The organism is Aeromicrobium sp. 50.2.37 (assembly GCF_024655735.1).
GTDB lineage: Bacteria > Actinomycetota > Actinomycetes > Propionibacteriales > Nocardioidaceae > Aeromicrobium.
In genome coordinates, this window is sequence record NZ_JANLGG010000015.1 from 40,820 (window position 1) to 61,141 (window position 20,322).

The 20,322-nt window shown below is 72.5% G+C and carries 18 protein-coding genes and 1 pseudogene; 8 read left to right on the forward strand and 11 right to left on the reverse strand.

Annotated features, from left to right (window positions below; all coding sequences use genetic code 11):
• Positions 1-79 precede the first annotated feature (79 nt).
• The 4 genes and pseudogenes from NUV38_RS09685 to NUV38_RS09700 all read right to left on the reverse strand — a co-directional run.
• Positions 80-928, reverse strand: a pseudogene (locus tag NUV38_RS09685) (phosphoribosylaminoimidazolesuccinocarboxamide synthase); the annotation flags it as partial.
• Between the two features lie 539 nt (positions 929-1,467).
• On the reverse strand, positions 1,468-2,889 hold the full coding sequence (gene purB, locus NUV38_RS09690; protein WP_257728931.1) for an adenylosuccinate lyase: 1,422 nt from the start codon (positions 2,887-2,889) through the stop codon (positions 1,468-1,470).
• Between the two features lie 75 nt (positions 2,890-2,964).
• A complete protein-coding gene (purD, locus tag NUV38_RS09695) occupies positions 2,965-4,224 on the reverse strand; it encodes a phosphoribosylamine--glycine ligase (protein ID WP_257728932.1) in 1,260 nt (419 codons plus the stop codon).
• On the reverse strand, positions 4,221-5,516 hold the full coding sequence (locus NUV38_RS09700; RefSeq protein WP_257728933.1) for an adenylosuccinate synthase: 1,296 nt from the start codon (positions 5,514-5,516) through the stop codon (positions 4,221-4,223). Before NUV38_RS09700 ends, purD begins: the two co-directional genes overlap by 4 nt.
• Positions 5,517-5,725: 209 nt before the next feature.
• Here NUV38_RS09700 and NUV38_RS09705 point away from each other — a divergent pair, with 209 nt between their 5' ends.
• Positions 5,726-6,640, forward strand: a complete 915-nt coding sequence (locus NUV38_RS09705; protein ID WP_257728934.1) for a diacylglycerol kinase family protein — start codon at positions 5,726-5,728, stop codon at positions 6,638-6,640.
• Between the two features lie 29 nt (positions 6,641-6,669).
• On the opposite strand, the gene NUV38_RS09710 is transcribed toward NUV38_RS09705, so the two are convergent.
• The 6 genes from NUV38_RS09710 to NUV38_RS09735 all read right to left on the reverse strand — a co-directional run bounded on the left by NUV38_RS09710 (position 6,670) and on the right by NUV38_RS09735 (position 12,098).
• Complete coding sequence (locus tag NUV38_RS09710) at positions 6,670-7,074, reverse strand: DUF3151 domain-containing protein (protein WP_257728935.1); 405 nt, start codon at positions 7,072-7,074, stop codon at positions 6,670-6,672.
• Positions 7,075-7,588: 514 nt separating this feature from the next.
• A complete protein-coding gene (gene fbaA, locus NUV38_RS09715; protein WP_257728936.1) occupies positions 7,589-8,608 on the reverse strand; it encodes a class II fructose-bisphosphate aldolase in 1,020 nt (339 codons plus the stop codon).
• A 51-nt stretch (positions 8,609-8,659) separates the two neighbouring features.
• Positions 8,660-10,036 carry an FAD-dependent oxidoreductase gene (locus NUV38_RS09720; RefSeq protein WP_257728937.1) on the reverse strand — a complete coding sequence of 459 codons (1,377 nt, stop codon included), beginning with the start codon at positions 10,034-10,036 and terminating at the stop codon, positions 8,660-8,662.
• A 55-nt stretch (positions 10,037-10,091) separates the two neighbouring features.
• Positions 10,092-10,739 (reverse strand): RNA methyltransferase, encoded by a 648-nt coding sequence (locus tag NUV38_RS09725; protein ID WP_257728938.1) that lies wholly within the window; start codon positions 10,737-10,739, stop codon positions 10,092-10,094.
• On the reverse strand, positions 10,736-11,377 hold the full coding sequence (gene pyrE, locus NUV38_RS09730) for an orotate phosphoribosyltransferase (RefSeq protein WP_257728939.1): 642 nt from the start codon (positions 11,375-11,377) through the stop codon (positions 10,736-10,738). Before pyrE ends, NUV38_RS09725 begins: the two co-directional genes overlap by 4 nt.
• A 13-nt stretch (positions 11,378-11,390) precedes the next feature.
• On the reverse strand, positions 11,391-12,098 hold the full coding sequence (locus NUV38_RS09735) for a class E sortase (RefSeq protein WP_257728940.1): 708 nt from the start codon (positions 12,096-12,098) through the stop codon (positions 11,391-11,393).
• A 247-nt stretch (positions 12,099-12,345) separates the two neighbouring features.
• On the opposite strand from NUV38_RS09735, the gene NUV38_RS09740 reads away from it, so the two are divergent.
• The 3 genes from NUV38_RS09740 (at position 12,346) to NUV38_RS09750 (ending at position 15,261) form a co-directional block, all read left to right on the forward strand.
• A complete protein-coding gene (locus NUV38_RS09740) occupies positions 12,346-13,509 on the forward strand; it encodes a pyridoxal phosphate-dependent aminotransferase (protein WP_257728941.1) in 1,164 nt (387 codons plus the stop codon).
• 124 nt (positions 13,510-13,633) lie between these two features.
• A complete protein-coding gene (locus NUV38_RS09745; RefSeq protein ID WP_257728942.1) occupies positions 13,634-14,839 on the forward strand; it encodes a molybdopterin-dependent oxidoreductase in 1,206 nt (401 codons plus the stop codon).
• Entirely contained in the window at positions 14,836-15,261 is a 426-nt protein-coding gene (locus NUV38_RS09750; protein WP_257728943.1) for a hypothetical protein, read from the forward strand. Before NUV38_RS09745 ends, NUV38_RS09750 begins: the two co-directional genes overlap by 4 nt.
• Before the next feature lie 13 nt (positions 15,262-15,274).
• Here NUV38_RS09750 and NUV38_RS09755 read toward each other — a convergent pair whose 3' ends face one another.
• Complete coding sequence (locus NUV38_RS09755) at positions 15,275-15,760, reverse strand: Lrp/AsnC family transcriptional regulator (RefSeq protein WP_257728944.1); 486 nt, start codon at positions 15,758-15,760, stop codon at positions 15,275-15,277.
• A 118-nt stretch (positions 15,761-15,878) separates the two neighbouring features.
• On the opposite strand from NUV38_RS09755, the gene hppD reads away from it, so the two are divergent.
• The 4 genes from hppD to fahA are packed head-to-tail and all read left to right on the forward strand — an operon-like array spanning position 15,879 to position 20,315.
• Positions 15,879-17,078, forward strand: coding sequence for a 4-hydroxyphenylpyruvate dioxygenase (hppD, locus tag NUV38_RS09760; RefSeq protein WP_257728945.1), 1,200 nt, complete (start codon positions 15,879-15,881; stop codon positions 17,076-17,078).
• Positions 17,078-18,385: a homogentisate 1,2-dioxygenase gene (locus NUV38_RS09765; RefSeq protein ID WP_257728946.1), complete on the forward strand. Its 1,308-nt coding sequence runs from the start codon at positions 17,078-17,080 to the stop codon at positions 18,383-18,385. Before hppD ends, NUV38_RS09765 begins: the two co-directional genes overlap by 1 nt.
• Positions 18,373-19,155: a hypothetical protein gene (locus NUV38_RS09770; protein ID WP_257728947.1), complete on the forward strand. Its 783-nt coding sequence runs from the start codon at positions 18,373-18,375 to the stop codon at positions 19,153-19,155. Before NUV38_RS09765 ends, NUV38_RS09770 begins: the two co-directional genes overlap by 13 nt.
• Positions 19,152-20,315 (forward strand): fumarylacetoacetase, encoded by a 1,164-nt coding sequence (gene fahA / locus NUV38_RS09775; RefSeq protein WP_257728948.1) that lies wholly within the window; start codon positions 19,152-19,154, stop codon positions 20,313-20,315. Before NUV38_RS09770 ends, fahA begins: the two co-directional genes overlap by 4 nt.
• The last annotated feature ends 7 nt before the right edge of the window (positions 20,316-20,322 follow it).

The following is a 20,322-nucleotide window of genomic DNA, read 5'->3' on the forward strand; positions in this document are numbered from 1 at the left end:
CACAGTACCCAGCGCTCGGATACCGCGAGTACGCGACTCCCACCGGGAGGGGCGCCTCCGCCCTGCGTCAGAAGCGGGAGCCGGTGAGCTGCTCGTACGCCTGCACGTAGCGCTCGCGGGTCCGCTCCACGACCTCGGCCGGCAGCGTGGGGGGCGGCGTGTCGCTCGCCCGGTCCCACCCCGACTCGGTGGTGAGCCAGTCACGCACGAACTGCTTGTCGAACGACGACTGGGCGCGGCCCGGCTGGTAGGTCTCGGCCGGCCAGAAGCGCGACGAGTCGGGCGTGAGGACCTCGTCGGCGAGCACGATGGTGCCGTCGGGCCGGGCCCCGAACTCGAGCTTGGTGTCGGCCAGGATGATGCCGCGGGTACGAGCCACCCGCTCGGCCCGGGCGTACACGGCGAGCGTCAGGTCCCGCAGCCGCTCGGCCACCTCCGACCCCACGAGGTCGACGACGGTCTCGAAGTCGATGTTCTCGTCGTGGTCGCCCAGCTCGGCCTTCGAGGCTGGCGTGAAGATCGGCTCCGGCAGGCGCGACCCGTCGACGAGACCGTCCGGGAGCGGCACGCCGCACACCTCGCCGGTGGCCTGGTAGTCGGCGAGGCCGGAACCGGTCAGGTAGCCACGGACCACGCACTCGACCGGGTACATGTCGAGCTTCTCGACGACGAGCGCGCGACCCCGCACACGCTCGGGCACCTGGGTGGAGACGACGTGGTGCGGCACGATGTCGGCCAGCTGGTCGAACCACCACAGCGACATGCGGGTGAGGATCTCGCCCTTGTCGGGGATGCCGGGGCTCAGCACGAAGTCGTAGGCCGAGATCCGGTCCGACGCCACCATGAGCAGGTGGCCCGACTCGAGCTCGTAGAGGTCGCGGACCTTGCCGGAGTGCAGGTGCAGGGCACCGGGGACGTCGAGAGGCACGGCGACAGCCTAGGAGGTCCCGGCTCGCTCCCCCGGCACGGGCCGCGTGATATCACCCAGCGGCGGAATCGGTGGGGTGGTGTCGACGTGATGCTGCGTTGGCTGCGGGGGCCTCGGCTCCGTGCTGCGCTGCCACGGCTCGCACTGGGGTCGGCCTCCGAAACGGCCTCGACCGGACAGGTGGCGCCGGGCTCGGTCCGGGTCCTCGGGCTGCGGCGGGTGCTGGGGTGAACGCACGATTCTCCCTCTGCGTGACCAGCAGGGGCAGGGCTTCTCCCTTCTCGTGGACCGTTCCACGAGAAGGGAGAATCCCTGACCAGCACCCACCCAGGTCCCCGGTCGAGGCCCTACGGAGACCAGTCCCGGCGAACGCCGAGGGTTCGTCGCAGCAGCACGCTCAGGCCCCCGTAGCCAGAGCATCAGCAAGCCGAAGCCCCGCAGGCAGCGCGCCGGCGAGGCGCGTCGAACCGACCGACGCACCGGACCGGCGGGCCGGCCGACGTACCGGCCGCCGCTCACTGACGGACCGAGAGACGCGGTCAGAGGATGGCGCCCGGCGTGTAGGCGGCGGCGTCGGGATCGGCGGCCACCAGAGCGTCGACCTGCGCGACGACGGCGCCCACCTGGGCCGTGGCCGCACCGGTGAACTCCAGCGGCGCGGCGACGAGCATGGCGAGGTCGGGCTGGGTGAGCGCCAGGCGCTCGTCCGCGGCAAGGCGGTCGAAGAGCTCGTTGCGGGCCGCGCCCTTCTCGCGCATCTCGAGGGCGACGCCCACGGCGTGCTCCTTGATGACCTCGTGGGCGACCTCGCGGCCGACACCGGCCCGCACCGCCGCCATGAGCACCTTCGTCGTCGCGAGGAACGGCAGGTAGCGGTCGAGCTCGCGCTGCACGACGGCCGGGAAGACCCCGAACTCGTCGAGCACCGTCAGGAACGTCTCGAACAGTCCGTCGGCGGCGTAGAACGCGTCGGGCAGCGCCACGCGGCGGACCACCGAGCACGACACGTCGCCCTCGTTCCACTGGTCACCGGCCAGCTCGCCCACCATCGAGACGTACCCGCGGACGATGACGGCCAGTCCGTTGACGCGCTCGCAGGAGCGGGTGTTCATCTTGTGCGGCATGGCGCTCGAGCCCACCTGGCCGGGCTTGAAGCCCTCCGTGACCAGCTCGTTGCCCGCCATCAGGCGGATCGTGGTGGCCAGGTTGGAGGGGGCCGCCACGAGCTGGGCCAGCGAGGTCACCACGTCGTAGTCGAGCGAGCGCGGGTACACCTGGCCGACGCTGGTGAGCACGCGGTCGAAGCCGAGGTGGGCGGCGATCCGTCCCTCGAGGTCGGCGAGCGCCTGCTGGTCCCCGCCGAGGAGGTCGAGCTGGTCCTGGGCCGTGCCGACCGGGCCCTTGATGCCCCGCAGCGGGTACCGGGCCAGCAGGTCGTCGAGCCGGCCGACGCCGGTGAGCAGCTCGTCGGCCGCGGTGGCGAAGCGCTTGCCGAGCGTCGTGGCCTGCGCGGCGACGTTGTGGCTGCGCCCGGCCATGACCAGCTCCGCGTGCTCGGCCGCGAGCCGCCCCAGGCGGGCCAGGGCCGCCACCGCGCGCGAGCGCAGGACCTGCAGCGAGGCGCGCACCTGGAGCTGCTCGACGTTCTCGGTGAGGTCGCGCGACGTCATGCCCTTGTGGATGTGCTCGCTGCCGGCCAGCGCCGCGAACTCCTCGATGCGGGCCTTCACGTCGTGGCGGGTGACCTTCTCACGATCGGCGATCGACGCGAGGTCGACCTGGTCGACCACGGCCTCGTAGGACTCGATCACGCCGTCGGGCGTCTCCACCCCGAGGTCGCGCTGCGCCTTCAGCACCGCGATCCACAGCTGCCGCTCGAGCACGATCTTGTGCTCGGGCGACCAGATGCGGGCGATCTCGGGCGAGGCGTAGCGGTGGGCCAGAACGTTGGGCGTCGTCACGGACGCCATCCTCCCACCGCGGCCTCCCGCGGCTCACCACGGTCCCGGAGCCCGGCCAGGAGGCCGGGCTCGACCTCAGACCTCGATCTCGCCCCGCTGGGCGGCGAGGGCGATGTCGGAGCGGAACTGGGCGCCCTCGAAGGAGATGGCGTCGACCCCGGCGTAGGCGCGGTCGCGGGCGTGCTCGAGGTCCTCGCCCACTCCGGTGACCGACAGCACGCGACCGCCGGCGGTGACGAGCCGACCGTCCTCGTCGAGCGCGGTGCCCGCGTGGATCACGTCGACACCGTCGATGACGTCGGCCGCCCCGACGCCCAGGATCACGTCGCCCGAGCTCGAGGTGGCGGGGTAGCCGGCGGAGGCCATGACCACCGTGACGGCGGTGCCGTCGTGCCAGGACGGCAGGCCGACGGAGGCGAGCTCTCCGGTGGCTGCACCGTGCAGCAGCGACGACAGGGGCGTGCGCAGCAGCGCGAGGATGGCCTGGGTCTCGGGGTCGCCGAAGCGCGCGTTGAACTCCACGACCCGCACGCCCCGCGAGGTGAGCGCCAGTCCCGCGTAGAGCAGACCCTGGAAGGGCGTGCCACGGCGAGCCATCTCCTGGACCGTGGGGACGAGCACGCGTCGGGAGACCTCGGCCACGAGGTCCTCGGGCGTCCAGTCGAGCGGCGTGTAGGCGCCCATGCCGCCGGTGTTCGGGCCGGCGTCGCCCTCGAGGGCGCGCTTGAAGTCCTGGGCGGGGAGCAGCGGCAGCACCGTCTCCCCGTCGGTGATGGCGAAGAGCGAGACCTCCGGGCCGTCGAGGAACTCCTCGATGACCACGCGGTCGCACCCCGCCGCGTGGGCGATGGCGGCCTGGCGGTCCTCGGTGACGACCACGCCCTTGCCTGCGGCGAGGGCGTCGTCCTTCACGACGTAGGGCGGGCCGAACGCGTCGAGCGCGGCCACGACCTCCTCGGGCGTCTCGCAGACGTGCGCCAGGGCGGTGGGCACCTCGGCGGCGGCCATGACCTGCTTGGCGAAGGCCTTCGAGCCCTCCAGCTGCGCCGCCGCACGCGACGGACCGAAGCAGGCGATCCCCGCGTCGCGGACGGCGTCGGCGACCCCGGCCACCAGCGGCGCCTCGGGGCCCACGACCACCAGGTCGGCACCCAGCGAGGTGGCCAGCGCCGCCACGGCCGCCCCGTCGAGCGGGTCGACGTCGTGCAGACTCGCGACGTCGGCGATGCCCGGGTTCCCGGGGGCCGCGTGCACCTCGGTGACGCCCGGGTCACGGGACAGCGCGAGGGCGAGGGCGTGCTCGCGCCCGCCTGTGCCGATGACCAGCGTCCTCATGCCTCGTCCTCCAGGAGGTCGTGCAGCACCACGGTCTCCTCGCGGTCGGGGCCGACGCCGACGGCGGAGATGCGCGCCCCGGACATCGCCTCGACGGCGCGCACGTACCGCTGCGCCGCCTCGGGCAGGTCGTCCATGGTCCGGGCGCCGGAGATGTCCTCGGTCCAGCCGTCGAAGTACTCGTAGATCGGCTTGGCGTGGTGGAAACCGGTCTGGGTCGTGGGCATCTCGTCCACTCGCTCGCCGTCGACGTCGTAGGCGACGCACACGGGGATGCGGTCCCACCCGGTGAGCACGTCGAGCTTCGTGAGCACGAAGTCGGTGACGCCGTTGATGCGTGCCGCGTAGCGCGCCACCGGGGCGTCGTACCAGCCGCAGCGACGCGGACGGCCCGTCGTGGTGCCGAACTCGCCGCCGTTCGTGCGCAGGCGCTCGCCGTCGTCGTCGAAGAGCTCGGTGGGGAAGGGACCCTCCCCCACGCGGGTGGCGTACGCCTTGACGATGCCGATGACGCGGGTGATGCGGGTGGGTGCGATGCCCGAGCCGGTGCACGCGCCACCGGTGGTGGCCGACGACGACGTGACGAAGGGGTACGTGCCGTGGTCGACGTCGAGCAGCGTGGCCTGGCCGGCCTCGAGCAGCACCGTCTCGCCGCGGTCGAGCGCCTCGTGCAGCACGAGCGCGGTGTCGGCGACCATGGGCCGCAGCCGCTCCGCGTGCACGAGCAGCTGGTCGACGATCTCGTCGACGCTCACGGCCCGACGGTTGTAGACCTTGGTGAGCATCTGGTTCTTCAGCTCGAGAGCGCCCTCGACCTTGGCGCGCAGGATCTTCTCGTCGAAGAGGTCCTGCACGCGCACGCCCAGACGGTTCATCTTGTCGGCGTAGGTGGGGCCGATGCCACGTCCGGTGGTGCCGATCTTGCGGCTGCCGAGGAAGCGCTCCGTCACCTTGTCGAGGGTGCGGTTGTAGTCGGCGATGAGGTGGGCGTTCGCGCTCACGCGCAGGGCGCTGGTGTCGATGCCACGCGCCTCGAGGGCGTCGATCTCCTCGAACAGGACGTCGAGGTCGATCACGACGCCGTTGCCGATGATCGGCGTGCACCCGGGCGACAGGATGCCGCTCGGCAGCAGGTGGAGGGCGTACTTCTCGTCGCCGATGACGACGGTGTGGCCGGCGTTGTTGCCGCCGTTGAACTTGACGACGTAGTCGACGCGGCTGCCGAGCAGGTCGGTGGCCTTGCCCTTGCCCTCGTCACCCCACTGGGCTCCGACGATGACGACTGCGGGCATGCGATGCACCCCTCGAGGTTCGTAGTGACGCTGTGACGCGAGAGAAGCCCCGACCGTGCGGGGCTCTGACTGCCGCATCGTATCGGGACGAGCGTCCCAGCCGCGAATGCCGCGGTGGTCGACGGTGCGCCCCGTGCCGTCGGGGCATAGGCTCCGAGGGCGCCGGGAGGGGGCGTTTCGAACGACGACGCCAGCGCGGAGGGAGCGCCATGACCGGCACGGGACCCTGGGTCGCTGTGGTGAACGCGCAGGCGGGCAGCAGCGACGACCCGCGCCTCGAGGAAGCCCTCGAGACGCTGCGGACCCAGGTGACCCTCGAGGTGCGCAGCACCGAGGACGCCGACGACCTGCGGGAGGCGGTGCGAGCGGCGCGCGGCGGCGTGGTCGTGGCGGTCGGAGGGGACGGCAGCATCCATGCCGTCGTCACCGCCATCGACGACCTCGACCAGTTCGACGACGTCGAGCTCGCGATCGTGCCCCTCGGCACCGGCAACGACTTCGTCCGCACGCTGGGCATCAGCGACGACCCGGTCGAGGCGGCGCGCCAGGCCCTGGACTCCGATGCCCGACTCGCCGACCTGATCCGCGACAGCGACGACCGGCTCGTCGTGAACGCCGCGCACATCGGGCTGGGCGCCGAGGCCAACATCAAGGCGGAGCCGTGGAAGAAGGCCTTCGGGCCAGTGGGCTATGCGGTGGGGGCCGTCATCACGGGCGTCGTCGGCAAGGGCATCCGTGCGTCGGTGACCGTGGACGGGCAGCCCGTGCACTCACCGCGTCGGCTCATCCAGGTGGCGGTGGGCAACGGCCGGTACGTGGGGGGCGGCGCGCCGCTGCTGCCGGAGGCCGACCCCTTCGACGGGTCGCTCGACGTGGCCGTGGTGTGGGCGCACGCCCGCTGGAAGCGTCTCGCCTACGCGTGGCGCCTGCGGCGCGGTCGTCACCCGATGCGCGACGACGTCGTGTACCTGAAGGTGCACGAGGTGACGGTGACCGGCGAGTCGACCCCGGCGAACCTGGACGGCGAGATCGCCTCGCCGAGCACGCGGCACGCGTGGCGGGTCGAGCCCGGTCGGCTGCGCCTGCGCGCCCCGGCCGGCGCGCCCCCGGACCTCCCGGACTGACCCGTCCTGCCCCGCGAGGGGCCGGGGGCTCAGCGCACGAGCGCGGCGTACGCCTCCGGGCTGGACTCGTGGAGGAACTCTCGGCAGCGGTGCGCCTCGGCGTCGTCGCCGAGCCGCTCGGACCCGGTGGCGAGCACGGCGAGGGATCGGAGGAAGCCCTGGTTGGGCTCGTGCGACCACGGCACCGGGCCGTGGCCCTTCCAGCCGTTGCGCCGCAACGCGTCGAGCGAACGGTGGTAGGCGGTGCGCGCGAACGCGTAGCCCTCCAGGTCGCGTCCGTCGTCGAGCGCGTCCTGCGCCAGCAGGGCCCACGCGAGGACCGAGTCCGGCGTCGTCGAGGCCACGGCCTGCGGCGACGTCCCGGTCGCGAGCTCCGCGGCCCCGGGGTCGGCGGGCAGGAACGTCTCGGGCGGCTCGCCCAGCAGGTTCGTCATGGTGCCGACCCTACGCACCGGGGTCTCGCGCGCCCTCTCCCCACCCGTGGTCGGGGTGCGCTGCTGCGGCTGGGTCCGGCGTCGGGGCTGCGCTGCTGCGGCTGGGTCCGGCGTCGGCCTCCGCAAGGGCCTCGACGGAGCGGGAGCGCCGGGGTCGGCCGAACCTCCCGGCCCCCCGATCCGCGCTTTGACGCCTTGACGTCGATCTCGCAGCCCGGAATCGACGTAAAGGCGTCACAACGCTGGATTCGGACAGTTCCGGGGCATTCAGACCCCTTCGACCGCCTCGGAAGTGTCCGAAACGCGAGCTGCGGCCCGGGAACCTCGCCGGCACGCTGGGTCCGCCCCGGTCGAGGCCTTTCGGAGCCCACCGCGACGCCCACGGCAACCGGCGCAGCCCCGAGCCAGACGCGACCGGCTCTCCCGGGCTCCCTATCCGCGTCGTGACGCCTTGCTGTCGAGCTCGCAGCCTGGAATCGACTCGCAGGCATCACGACGCCCGTAGGGCGGACCGTCAGAGGGAGGTGCCGGCCGACCGCAGGTTCTGGCAGGCCTCGACGACGCGGGCGGCCATGCCGGCCTCGGCGGCCTTGCCCCAGGCGCGCGGGTCGTAGGCCTTCTTGTTGCCGACCTCGCCGTCGACCTTCAGCACGCCGTCGTAGTTGCTGAACATGTGGCCGACGACCGGGCGGGTGAAGGCGTACTGGGTGTCGGTGTCGACGTTCATCTTCACGACGCCGTAGTCGACGGCGGCCGAGATCTCCTCGGGCAGCGAACCGGAGCCGCCGTGGAAGACGAAGTCGAAGGGCGCGTCCTGACCGTACTTGGCGCTCACGGCGTCCTGCGCGGCCTTGAGGACCTCGGGCCGCAGCTTCACGTTGCCCGGCTTGTAGACGCCGTGCACGTTGCCGAACGTGAGGGCCGTCAGGTAGCGGCCCTTCTCGCCCAGGCCCAGCGCCTCGGCGGTGGCCAGGGCGTCCTCGGGGGTCGTGTAGAGCTTGTCGTTGATCTCGGCCTCGACGCCGTCCTCCTCGCCACCGACGACGCCGATCTCGACCTCGAGGATGATGTGCGCGGCCGCCGCCTTCTCGAGCAGCTCCTGCGCGATCACCAGGTTCTCGTCGAGCGGCACGGCCGAGCCGTCCCACATGTGCGACTGGAAGTACGGCAGCCCGCCACCGGCGACCCGCTCGGCCGACGCGGCCAGCAGGGGCCGGACGAAGCCGTCGAGCTTGTCCTTGGGGCAGTGGTCGGTGTGCAGCGCGACGTTGACCGGGTACTTCTTGGCCACCTCCTGGGCGAAGGCGGCGAAGGCCAGCGAGCCGGACACCATGTCCTTGACGGTGGGGCCGGAGAAGTACTCGGCGCCGCCGGTCGAGACCTGGATGATGCCGTCGGACCCCGCCTCGGCGAAGCCGGCGAGCGCGGCGTTCAGCGTCTGCGACGACGAGACGTTGATGGCCGGGTACGCGAACGACTCGGCCTTGGCCTTGTCGAGCATCGCGGCGTAGATCTCGGGAGTGGCGACGGGCATGGAGGTCTCCTGGAGGTCGGCTGGTCGACCGGACGAGCGGTCGCGTCAACCCTACTGGTCCAGGCGCTTCGCGAGAGCCCGGGCGAGCACCTGCACCGGGCTCCACACCGAGGAGAACGGCGGCGCGTACGACAGGTCGGTCATGACCAGCTCGTCGACGGACATCTGCGACCACAACGCCATGGCCGCCACGTCGATCCGGGCGCCCGCGCCGCGCCCGCCCGCGACCTGCACGCCGAGCAGCCGTCGCGTCCCACGCTCGGCGAGCCCCCACAGCGTCATGGGCTCCGCACCCGGGTAGTAGCCGGCGACGGTGGTGGACTCCACCGAGGCGCTCACGACGTCGAGCCCGGCGTCGTCGGCCTGGGCGCGGCCGAGCCCGGCCCGCGCGATCTCGAGGTCGCAGAACTTGGTGATCGCGGTCTGCACGGCGCCGGGGAAGACCCGCCCCGACCAGTCGGCACCGAACGAGGCCGCCAGGGACTCCCCCGCGACCATGCCCTGCTTGTTGGCGTGGGTGCCGAGCGGCAGGTGGATCGACGTCCGCGTGAGGCGGTCGAGGGTGACCACGCAGTCACCCGCGGCCCAGACGTCGGCCAGGACGGACCCGTCCGGGCGGAGCACTCGCTGCTGGTCGTCGGTGACGATGCCGTCCTTCGGGCCGCTGGCAGCAGTGGTGAGCAGGTCGCCGCGCGGCGCCACCCCGAAGGCCGCCACGACGAGGTCGGCCGGGTAGTCGTCCTCGTCGGTGCGCACGGAGGTGACGGCACCGTCCTCCCCCACGCCGAAGCCGGTGACCGCGGCACCGGTGACCACCTGGGCGCCCTTCTCGCGCATGGCGTCGGCGACCAGCTCGCCGATCTCGTCCTCGACGATCGGGAGCGGGGTGGACTCGCGCTCGACGACCGTGACCTCGAGACCCCGGGCCAGGCACGCCTCGGCCATCTCGATGCCGATGTAGCCGCTGCCGACGACCACCACCCGACGCGCGCCGGCGCGGATGCGGTCGAGCACCTGCTGGCCGTCGACGAGGTCCTTCACGGTCTGGACGTTGCCGGCGTCGATGCCCGGCAGGTCGGGCAGGATCGAACGTGCGCCGGTCGCGACGACGAGGCGGTCGTAGGTGACGTCCTGCTCGCCGGCGAGGTCGCGGTAGGTCACGGTGCGCGTGTCGGTGTCGACCGCGGTCGCCTCGCACCCGAGGCGCACGTCGATGCCCCGTTCGCGATGCTCCTCGGGCGTCCTGGCCACGAGGGCGTCGGGGCCGTCGACCTCGCCCGCGACCCAGTACGGCACCCCGCAGGCGGAGTAGGAGGTGTGGTGCCCGCGCTCGAGCACCACCACCTCGACGTCGGGCACGAGACGGTTGAGGGCCGACGCGGCCGTCATGCCGGCCGCGTCACCACCGATGACGACGACGCGGCTCATGCTCCCGAGCCTAGGGCGACGCACCGACGCACGCCCGCCCAGCCGGCCCGTCCGGTCAGCCGGCGTGCTCGCGCACCCACGCGTGCATGGCGATGGCGGCGGCGGCTCCGGCGTTGATGGACCGGGTCGAGCCGAACTGGGCGATCGACAGGGTCGTCTCGCACGCCGCCCGGGCCGCGTCGCTCAGGCCCGGGCCCTCCTGGCCGAACAGCAGCACGCAGGCACGGGGCAGCGTGGTGGTCTCGAGCGGCACGGCGCCGGGCAGGTTGTCGATGCCGAGCAGCGGCAGGTCCTGCTCGACGGCCCAGGCCGCCAGTGCGTCGACGTCGGCGTGGTGCTGGACGTGCAGGTAGCGGTCGGTGACCATCGCGCCGCGCCGGTTCCACCGCCGCCGGCCGACGACGTGCACGGCCGCGACGTTGAACGCGTTCGCGGTGCGCACCACGGAGCCGATGTTGAAGTCGTGCTGCCAGTTCTCCACCGCCACGTGCAGCGGGTGCCGGCGGGTGTCCAGGTCGGCGACGATCGCCTCGACGCTCCAGTACCGGTAGCGGTCGACGACGTTGCGTCGGTCGCCCTCGGCGAGGAGCGTCGTGTCGAGCCGGGGGTCGTCGGGCGCGGGGCCCTCCCACGGCCCGACACCCACCTCGGTCCCGTCACCCTCGGCCCCGTCGGTCGCTCCCGGGTCCAGCGAGGGGGTCACGCGCCGTACTGGTCGCGGTAGGCGCGTGCCGCGTCGAGGTGCTCGCCGTGGCGGCCGGACTCCTCGAGGAACTCGATGACGTGGTCGAACGTGACGATGGCCTCCACCGGGACGGCGAGGTCGCGGCGGACCTCGTCGACGGCCGAGAGGTCGCCCGAGCCGCGCTCCTGCCGGTCGACGGCCACGACGATGCCGGCCAGCTCGGCGCCGGCGTCCTCCACCAGCGGCACGACCTCGCGGATCGCCTTGCCCGAGGTGATCACGTCGTCGACGAGCAGGACCCGGCCCTGCAGCGGCGCACCGACGATCATCCCGCCCTCGCCGTGGTCCTTGGCCTCCTTGCGGTTGAAGCTCCACGGGACGTCGCGCCCGTGGTGCTCGGCCAGCTGCACCGCGGTGGCCGCGGCGATGGGGATGCCCTTGTAGGCGGGGCCCAGGAGAACGTCGAAGTCGGGCGCCCGCTCGGCGATGGCCGCGGCGTAGAAGCGGCCCAGCCCGGCGAGCCGAGCGCCGGTGTCGAAGCCGCCGGCGTTGAAGAAGTACGGCGACGTCCGGCCCGACTTCAGCGTGAAGGAGCCGAACCGCAGCACGTCGTGGCCGATCGCGAACTCCACGAAGGAGCGCTGGTAGTCCTGCATCGTCTCGGCGCTCCTAGGCGCTGGGGAGCGGGATCTTCCGCTCGGGGTCGGACTTGTCGACGATCTTGACCAGGTCGCCGAAGACCACGTTGCGGTTGCGCGTGTGGAAGAGCTCGGAGCAGGTGAGCATCGTGAGCACGTTGGCGGTCGGCGGCTCGCCCCGCATGTCGGGGTCCGGCACCTGCTGCAACGGCCAGCCGACGGTGAAGTCGAGCGTGAGCGAGTCACCGTCGTTGCGCAGCTGGTAGGTGAAGACCGCCGTGCGCGTCTCGATGTAGACGAGGTCGCCCTTCTTCAGCTTCAGGAAGTCGCGGAAGGGCTCGCCGTGGGTGACGCGGTGACCGGCGATCGCGAAGTTGCCGAGCTCGCCGGGCAGGGCCGCCTCCTCGTACATGCCGACGCCCTTGGACAGCGACTCCTGGTCGAAGCCCTTGACGATCGGGACCTCGTACTCCGTGCCGAAGCGCGGCACGCGCAGGAGCCCGATGTTCTTCCCGTCGGTGCCGTTCTTCCAGTCCTCGGAGATGATCTGGCGGACCTCGGCCTGCTGCTGCTTGGCCACGACGTTGGTGCCCCAGTACTGCCAGGCGACGTAGCCGAGCACGCCGAGGCCCGACAGGATCAGCACCACGCCGAGGAGCCGGACGAGGGAGAAGCGACGCCGCCGCGGAGCGCGTCGTCCGCCGCCCGAGGGCGGGGAGGGAGCGGTCGCGGTGGCCATGGCCCCGATTCTCTCACCCTGGTCCTCGTCGCCCACCGGTCCGCCGCGACTGTGACCCACGTCTCATCGTCGGGACGGCCTTCTGACGGGAATCCGCCCAGCGCCGACCCCCGAGCCACTAGAGTCAGGACCGCTGCCCCGCCGTTTCACCCCCCGAGAACGGCGGGGCAGCTCTGTCTCCCGGCTCGGGACGAACCCGACCAGGTCGACCCCCCGCCCGGGCCCGCGGTGCGTAGAGTCGCGAGGGATGAGGACTCAGAGCAGCCGGATCGACGGACTGGGCACCACGATCTTCGCGCGGATGAGTGCCCTCGCCGCCTCGACCGGTGCCGTGAACCTCGGCCAGGGGTTCCCCGACACCGACGGCCCCGACGCGGTGGTCGACGCCGCCGTGGCCGCGCTCCGCGGGGGCGCCAACCAGTACGCACCCGGTCCTGGCGTGCCCGACCTCCGGCTCGCCGTGGCCGAGCACCAACGTCGCTGGTACGGCCTCGAGGTCGACCCCGACACCGAGGTCGCGGTCACGACCGGCGCCACCGAGGCCATCGCGGCCGCGGTGCTCGGCATCGTGGAGGCCGGCGACGAGGTGATCGTGCTGGAGCCCTACTACGACTCCTACGTGGCCGTGCTGCAGATGGCCGGCGCCGTCCGTCGCCCGGTCACGCTGCGCGCACCGGACTTCCGCCTCCCCGTCGAGGAGCTGCGCGCCGCCGTCACGCCGCGCACCACCGCGATCCTGCTCAACACCCCGCACAACCCGACCGGCACCGTGCTCACCCCCGACGAGCTGGATGCCGTGGCCCAGGTGGCCCGCGACCACGACCTCGTGGTGATCAGCGACGAGGTGTACGAGCACCTGACCTTCGACGTGCCCCACGTGCCGATCGCCACGCTGCCCGGCATGCGCGAGCGCACGCTCACCATCTCCAGCGGCGGCAAGACCTTCTCGTTCACGGGTTGGAAGGTCGGGTGGGCCACCGGCCCCGAGCCGCTGGTGCGGTCGCTCCTGGGGGCCAAGCAGTTCCTCACCTTCACGTCGGGAGCACCCCTGCAGCCGGCCATCGCCGCCGCGCTGCGGCTGGACGACGGCTACTTCACGTCCTTCACCGACGGCATGCGCGCCCGGCGCGACCAGCTGTGCGCCGGGCTGGCCGACGTCGGCTTCGACGTCGTGGTGCCCGACGGGACCTACTTCGCGACCACGGACATCCGCCCTCTCGGCTTCGAGGACGGGCTCGAGTTCTGCCTCTCGTTGCCCGAGCGGGTCGGCGTCGTGGCGGTGCCGCACCAGGTGTTCCACGACCCCGACACCGCGCTCGAGGACAACCCCGGCCGGCCGCTCGTGCGATGGGCGTTCTGCAAGCGGCCCGAGGTCATCGACGAGGCCGTCCGGCGGCTCGCCACGCTGTGACACCGGTGCGGAGCGCCGCGAGTTCGGACAAACCCGGGTCAGGTGCGGGAGGATCAGCACACGGGCCGAGGCACACGAGAGCAGGACGCATGAGACCAACACGCTCGACCTCACGGGAATCGCGATGAGGCTGCCGACCGTCGAGGACGTCGAGCGCCTGCTCCCCTCCCCCGACGACTTCACGAGCCGATCACGTGGCACGGGCCTGAGCGCCCGAGTGGGCGCCGCGCTCGGCCTCGCGTTCGGGCTGTGCTTCCTCACCGGCATCTGGAGCCACCTGCAGCAGGACCCGCAGGACTGGGTGCCACTCGGGCCGTCGCCCTCCTCGCTCTACCGCGTGACCCAGGGGATCCACGTCGTGGCCGGCACGGCCGCGGTGCCGCTGCTGCTGGTCAAGCTGTGGTCGGTCTTCCCGCGGCTGTTCCTGCGCCCGCCGTCGGGTCGGCGCGCCCTGGTGGTCGAGGCGCTGGAGCGTGCGTCGATCGCCGTGCTCGTCGCCTCGGCGGTGTTCATGCTCGCGAGCGGGCTGCTCAACATCGCCCAGTGGTACCCCTGGGACTTCAGCTTCCGACGCACCCACAACGCCGTGGCCTGGGTGGCGATCGGGGCGCTGCTCGTGCACGTGGCCGTGAAGCTGCCGGTGATCCGCACCGCCCTCGGCGCCCCCGTCGACGACGAGCGGGTCGACGACGCGCCCGTCGACGACGACGAGGACGCGCCCTCCGATCCGGGCGACGGTCCCACGCGCCGTGCCGTCCTGCTCGGCGCGGCCTCGGCGTCCGGGCTCACGGTCCTGCTCACCGCCGGACAGTCCGTCCCGTGGCTGCGCGACGTCTCGGTGTTCGCGGTCCGCAACGGCGACGGCCCGCAGGGTCTGTCGATCAACCGCACCGCGAGGGCGGCCGGTGCGGTCGACGGCGCCCGGTCGCCCGACTACGTGCTCGAGGTCGTGGCGGGCGACCGCACCGTCTCGCTCACGCGCGAGCAGCTGGCGGAGCTGCCGCAGAGGACCCACCGTCTGCCCATGGCCTGCGTCGAGGGGTGGAGCAAGGACGCCGTGTGGACCGGCGTGGCCGTCCGCGACGTCCTCGCCCTGGTCGACGCACCTCCTGGGTCCGACGTGCGGGTCTCCTCGCTGCAGACCCGCGGGGCGTTCGCGAACACCGACCTGCCGTCCGCGTTCACGCAGGACGAGCGGACGCTGCTCGCCCTCGAGCTCAACGGCGAGACCCTGTCGCTCGACCACGGGTACCCGTGCCGCATCATCGCGCCGAACCGGCCCGGGGTGCTGCAGACCAAGTGGGTCCGTCGGCTCGAGGTGACCGCATGAGGGCCGCCCGCGCGATCCTGGTGCTCGTCGGGGTGGGCTGCGGACTGTGGGGGCTGTGGCTCATGCGCGACTTCACGTCCGAGCAGCTGGTCTCGCTCGTTGTCTGGCTGGTCGCCGGCGTGCTGGTCCACGACGCGGTGCTCGCGCCCGTCACGGTCGCGCTCGGGGTCGGCGCCTCCCGCTTCCTGCCCGGCCACGCGGCACTGGGCATCGCGTTCCTGGTCTGGGCGACCCTCACCGTGACCTTCCTGCCCGTGCTGAGCGGGCAAGGGGGCAAGCCCGACAACGACACGATCCTCAACCAGCCCTACGGCACGAGCTGGGTCGTGATGACGGCGCTGCTCGTGGTCGGTGGGGCGCTGGCCGCCTGGGCGGGCCGGCGCGGGTCACCCGCCACCACGGCGTCCGATCTCGACGCGTGATCCAGGGTCTCGATCAGCGGTAGCGGGGCGCCCTTCCGCCGCCCTGCACGTCGCGCGCCAGGACGGGCAGCACGCGCGGGGCCACCAGCTCGCTGAGCACGACGATGCTCGTGGACCGCACGATCGAGCCCGACGTGCTCATGTGGAGCAGCACGTCCTGGAGGTCCGCGTGGGACGACGCGGCGATCTTGCACACGACGTCGGCCGTCCCGCTCGTCACGTAGGCCTCGAGCACGTTGGGCAGCGAGTCGAGCTCGGCGCGCACGTCCTCGAGCCGACCCTGGGCGATCTCGAGGGTGGCGAACGCCAGGACGGGGTGGCCGGCCGCGGTGAGGTCGACGTCGGGACCGTAGCCGGTGATGACGCCGGCAGCCTCCATCTTCGCCAGGCGCGACTGGACCGTGGCGCGCGCGACCTCGACCACCCGCGAGAGCTCGAGGTCCCCGGCGCGGGGGTGCTCCCGCAGTGCGGCGACGAGGGCGAGGTCGAGAGCATCCATGGGGCGTCCTTCGCAGATTGACCAGTCTCGTCGGACTCTACTCGGCAGGAATGCCTGATCTGCCTACCTCGGACCAGGCAGGTTGCCGAGCAGGCGAGAAAGCGGTGACCTGGACCACATGACGACGACTCCAGACACGATCCTCACCGACGCCGAGCGGCTCGCCGACCTCGATCTCGAGCAGCTGCGCAGGCTCGTCGGTCTCGTCGAGCACGACGACTCCGCCGACCCCTTCCCCGTCACCGGCTGGGACGCCCTGGTGTGGGCCGTCGGCAACGCCACCCAGGCCGCCGCCTACTACGAGAACGTCTACGGGATGCAGGTCGTGGCCTACTCCGGCCCCGAGACCGGCAACCGCGACCACCACGCGTACGTGCTGCAGAGCGGCGCGGTGCGGTTCGTGCTGAAGGGCGCGGTCGACCCCGACTCGACGATCGCCGACCACCACCGCCGTCACGGCGACGGCGTCGTCGACATCGCGCTCGAGGTGCCCGACGTGGACCGCTGCATCGAGCACGCCCGCGCCCAGGGTGCGACCGTGCTGGAGGAGCCGCACGACGTGAGCGACGAGCACGGCACGGTGCGGGTCGCGGCCATCGCCACCTACGGCGACACCCGGCACTCGCTCGTGGACCGCAGCCGGTACGCCGGGCCCTACCTCCCCGGCTACGTCGAGCGCCGCACCACCACCCGGCGCGAGACCCCCGTCTTCCAGGCCCTGGACCACGTGGTGGGCAACGTCGAGCTGGGCCACATGGACGAGTGGGTCGACTTCTACGGCCGCGTCATGGGCTTCACCAACATGGCCGAGTTCATCGGCGACGACATCGCCACCGACTACTCCGCCCTCATGAGCAAGGTGGTGGCCAGCGGCAACCACCGGGTCAAGTTCCCGCTCAACGAGCCGGCGATCGCGAAGAAGAAGTCGCAGATCGACGAGTACCTCGAGTTCTACCGCGGCCCCGGAGCCCAGCACCTGGCCCTGGCCACCGAGGACATCCTGGCGACGGTCGACCACCTGCGTGAGCGCGGCGTGCAGTTCCTCGCCACCCCCGACAGCTACTACACCGACCCGTCGCTGCGGGCCCGGATCGGCGAGGTGCGCGTGCCGATCGAGGAGCTGCAGAGCCGCGGCATCCTCGTGGACCGCGACGAGGACGGCTACCTGCTGCAGATCTTCACCAAGCCGATCGGCGACCGACCGACGGTGTTCTTCGAGCTGATCGAGCGGCACGGGTCGCTCGGCTTCGGCAAGGGCAACTTCCAGGCGCTGTTCGAGGCCATCGAGCGTGAGCAGGCCAAGCGCGGGAACTTCTGATGGCGCACTACCGCCGGGCAGGGTCGATCCCGCCCAAGCGGCACACCCAGCACCGCTCCCCCGACAGGACGCTGTACCGCGAGGAGCTGATGGGCGAGGAGGGGTTCAGCTCGGACTCCTCGCTGCTCTACCACGTGGGCGTGCCGTCGGCGGTGCTCGAGGCGCGACGGTGGGAGCTGCCGGACCAGACCACGACGCCGAACGAGCCGCTCCTCCCGCGGCACCTGCGTCTGCACGACCTGTTCGGCTCCACCTCGACAGGCTCGGCGGACGGGACCCCCGGCGGGGGTGCCGGGCCACGGGCGGCGGGCGGGACCCCCGGCGGGGGTGCCGGGCCACGAGCGGCGAGCGGGACCGACCTGGTGACCGGCCGGCGGCTGGTGCTCGGCAACGCCGACGTGCGGATCTCCTACGTCGTGGCGGACGCGACGTCGCCGCTGTACCGCAACGCCACGGGCGACGAGATCGTGTTCGTCGAGGCCGGCACGGGCGTGCTCGAGACCGTGTTCGGCCACCTCCCCTACGGCCCCGGCGACTACCTCGTGGTCCCCCGCGCCACCACCCACCGCTACGTGCCTGACACGTCTCGCCGCCCACGGCCCGGCACCCCCGCCGGGGAGCCGACCCGCGCGTACTGCATCGAGGCGAACAGCCACGTGGCCCCGCCGAAGCGCTACCTGTCGCGCTTCGGCCAGCTGCTCGAGCACGCGCCCTACTGCGAGCGCGACCTGCGCGGGCCCGGCGAGCCCGAGGTGCGCGAGGAGGGACCGGTCGAGGTGCTCATCAAGCACCGCGGCTCGGGGCCCGGCGGCCTGGCGGGCACGGTGCACGTGGTCCCGGACCACCCCTTCGACGTGGTCGGCTGGGACGGCTGCCTCTACCCCTACGCGCTGAGCGTGCACGACTTCGAGCCGATCACGGGGCGCATCCACCAGCCGCCGCCGGTGCACCAGGTGTTCGAGGGCAGCAACTTCGTGGTCTGCAACTTCGTGCCGCGCAAGGTCGACTACCACCCGCTCGCGATCCCGGTGCCGTACTTCCACGCCAACGTCGACAGCGACGAGATCATGTTCTACGTCGACGGCGACTACGAGGCGCGCAAGGGCTCCGGCATCGCCAAGGGCTCGGTCACGGTCCACCCGGGCGGCCACTCGCACGGCCCCCAGCCGGCAGCCATCGAGGCGAGCCTGGGCGCCGAGTCCTTCGACGAGCTCGCGGTCATGGTCGACACGTTCCGTCCGTTGGAGCTGGGCGAGGGTGGTCGGGCGGTCGACGACGGCGTCTACCACCGCTCGTGGTCGCAGTGAACGGTCGCCGCGACGCGCTCGTGGGACCGTTCGACGCGTTCCTCGACGACGCGGCCGTGTTCCCGCCCGGGAACCTCCCGCTCGACGAGGCGGTCGCCGCCCACCTGGCACGGCGCGGGCACGACGTCGCCGCGCTCGTCGGTCCGCTCGTCCTCCCGACCTCTGCGCTCCCCGGCGCGGCCGAGCTCGCTGGTGGCGCCACCCTCCGCGTGGCCGTGGTGGCCGACGCCCCGTTCGACGTCCCGGCCGGGCTCGACGTGGTCGCGGTGGAGACGCTCGACGCTGCGTCGGTGACCGTGCCCGCCGGCGCCTGCCTCGTGGTCGAGGCGGACGCGGACCGTGTGCTCGACGTCCCGGCGGGTGCCCTCGTGAAGCTGCGCACCGGTGGACCCGACGCCCACGCGTTCCCCCCGCCGGAGCGGCTGGGACGTGCACTCTCGTCGCTCGTGCGCGCCGAGCGACCCTTCAAGCTCACCGCCGGCCTGCATCGCGCCGTCCGTTCGACCGACCCCCACGACGGTCTCGTGCACCACGGGTTCGCCAACGTGCTGCTGGCGGTCGACACCCTGCTGTCGGGCTCCGACGACGACGCCGCGGTAGCGGTGCTCCGTCGAGAGGACGACCGCGTCGGCCCCGACCTGGCGGCGCTCGGCGAGGGCCGTGTCCGGCGCGCACGACGCCTCTTCACCTCGTTCGGCACGTGCTCGATGGACGAGCCCGCAGCCGACCTCGCCCGCCTCGGCCTGGTACCCGGAAGGATGACCGCATGAGCCACCCGACCGACTGGGGCACCACGACACTGCCGTGGTGCTCCTTCAGCACCGCTGGAGCGGCGCCCCGCGTGGGCGTCGGCGTGGGCACGCACGTGCTCGACGTCGCTGCGGCGCTGCCGGACCTGGCCGAGGAGCTGGCCGGCGGCACGCTCGACGCCCTCCTGGCGCACCCGTCCGGACGTCGGGCCGAGCTGCGCCACCGGCTGCTGGAGCTCGTCGCGTCAGGCGACGAGGAGCACCTGGTGCCCCAGGCCGACGTCACGCTGCACCTGCCGTGGACGGTCCGCGACTACGTGGACTTCTACGCCTCGGAGCACCACGCCTCGAACCTCGGCCGCCTGTTCCGGCCCGACTCCGATCCGCTCACCCCGAACTGGAAGCACCTGCCCATCGGGTACCACGGCCGGGCCGGCACGGTGGTGGTCTCCGGCACCGACGTCGTGCGCCCCAGCGGCCAGCGCCGCACGCCCGACGGCGACGTCGTCTTCGGTCCCTCGACCCGGCTCGACATCGAGGCCGAGGTGGGGTTCGTCGTCGGCGGCCCGTCGGTCCGCGGCCCGCTCACCCTGGCCGAGGCCGAGGACCGCCTGTTCGGCGTGTGCCTGGTCAACGACTGGTCCGCCCGCGACCTGCAGGCCTGGGAGTACGTGCCCCTCGGACCGTTCCTCGGCAAGTCGTTCGCCACCTCGGTCTCCCCGTGGGTCGTGCCCATGGAGGCCCTGGCCGGGGCTCGCGTGGCTCCGCCGACCCGCGACGTCGACCTGCTGCCGTACCTCGACGACGCCGACGCGCCGCCCGGTGGCCTCGACCTCGCGCTCGAGGTCCGGCTCGACGGCGAAGTGGTCTCCCGCCCGCCGTACGCGGCGATGTACTGGACCCCCGCGCAGATGCTCGCCCACCTCTGCGTCAACGGCGCCTCGGTGCGACCGGGCGACCTGTTCGCGTCGGGGACGGTCAGCGGACCGGACCGCGAGGAGCGCGGTGCCCTGATCGAGCTCACGTGGAACGGCACCGACCCGATCCATCTGCCCGACGGGTCCACACGGACCTTCCTCGAGGACGGCGACACCGTGACGATCAGCGCGACGGCGCCGGGCGTCGACGGCCGAACCGTCCCGATCGGGGTGGTGTCCGGCACGGTGGCAGCCGCACGGTGACCGATCG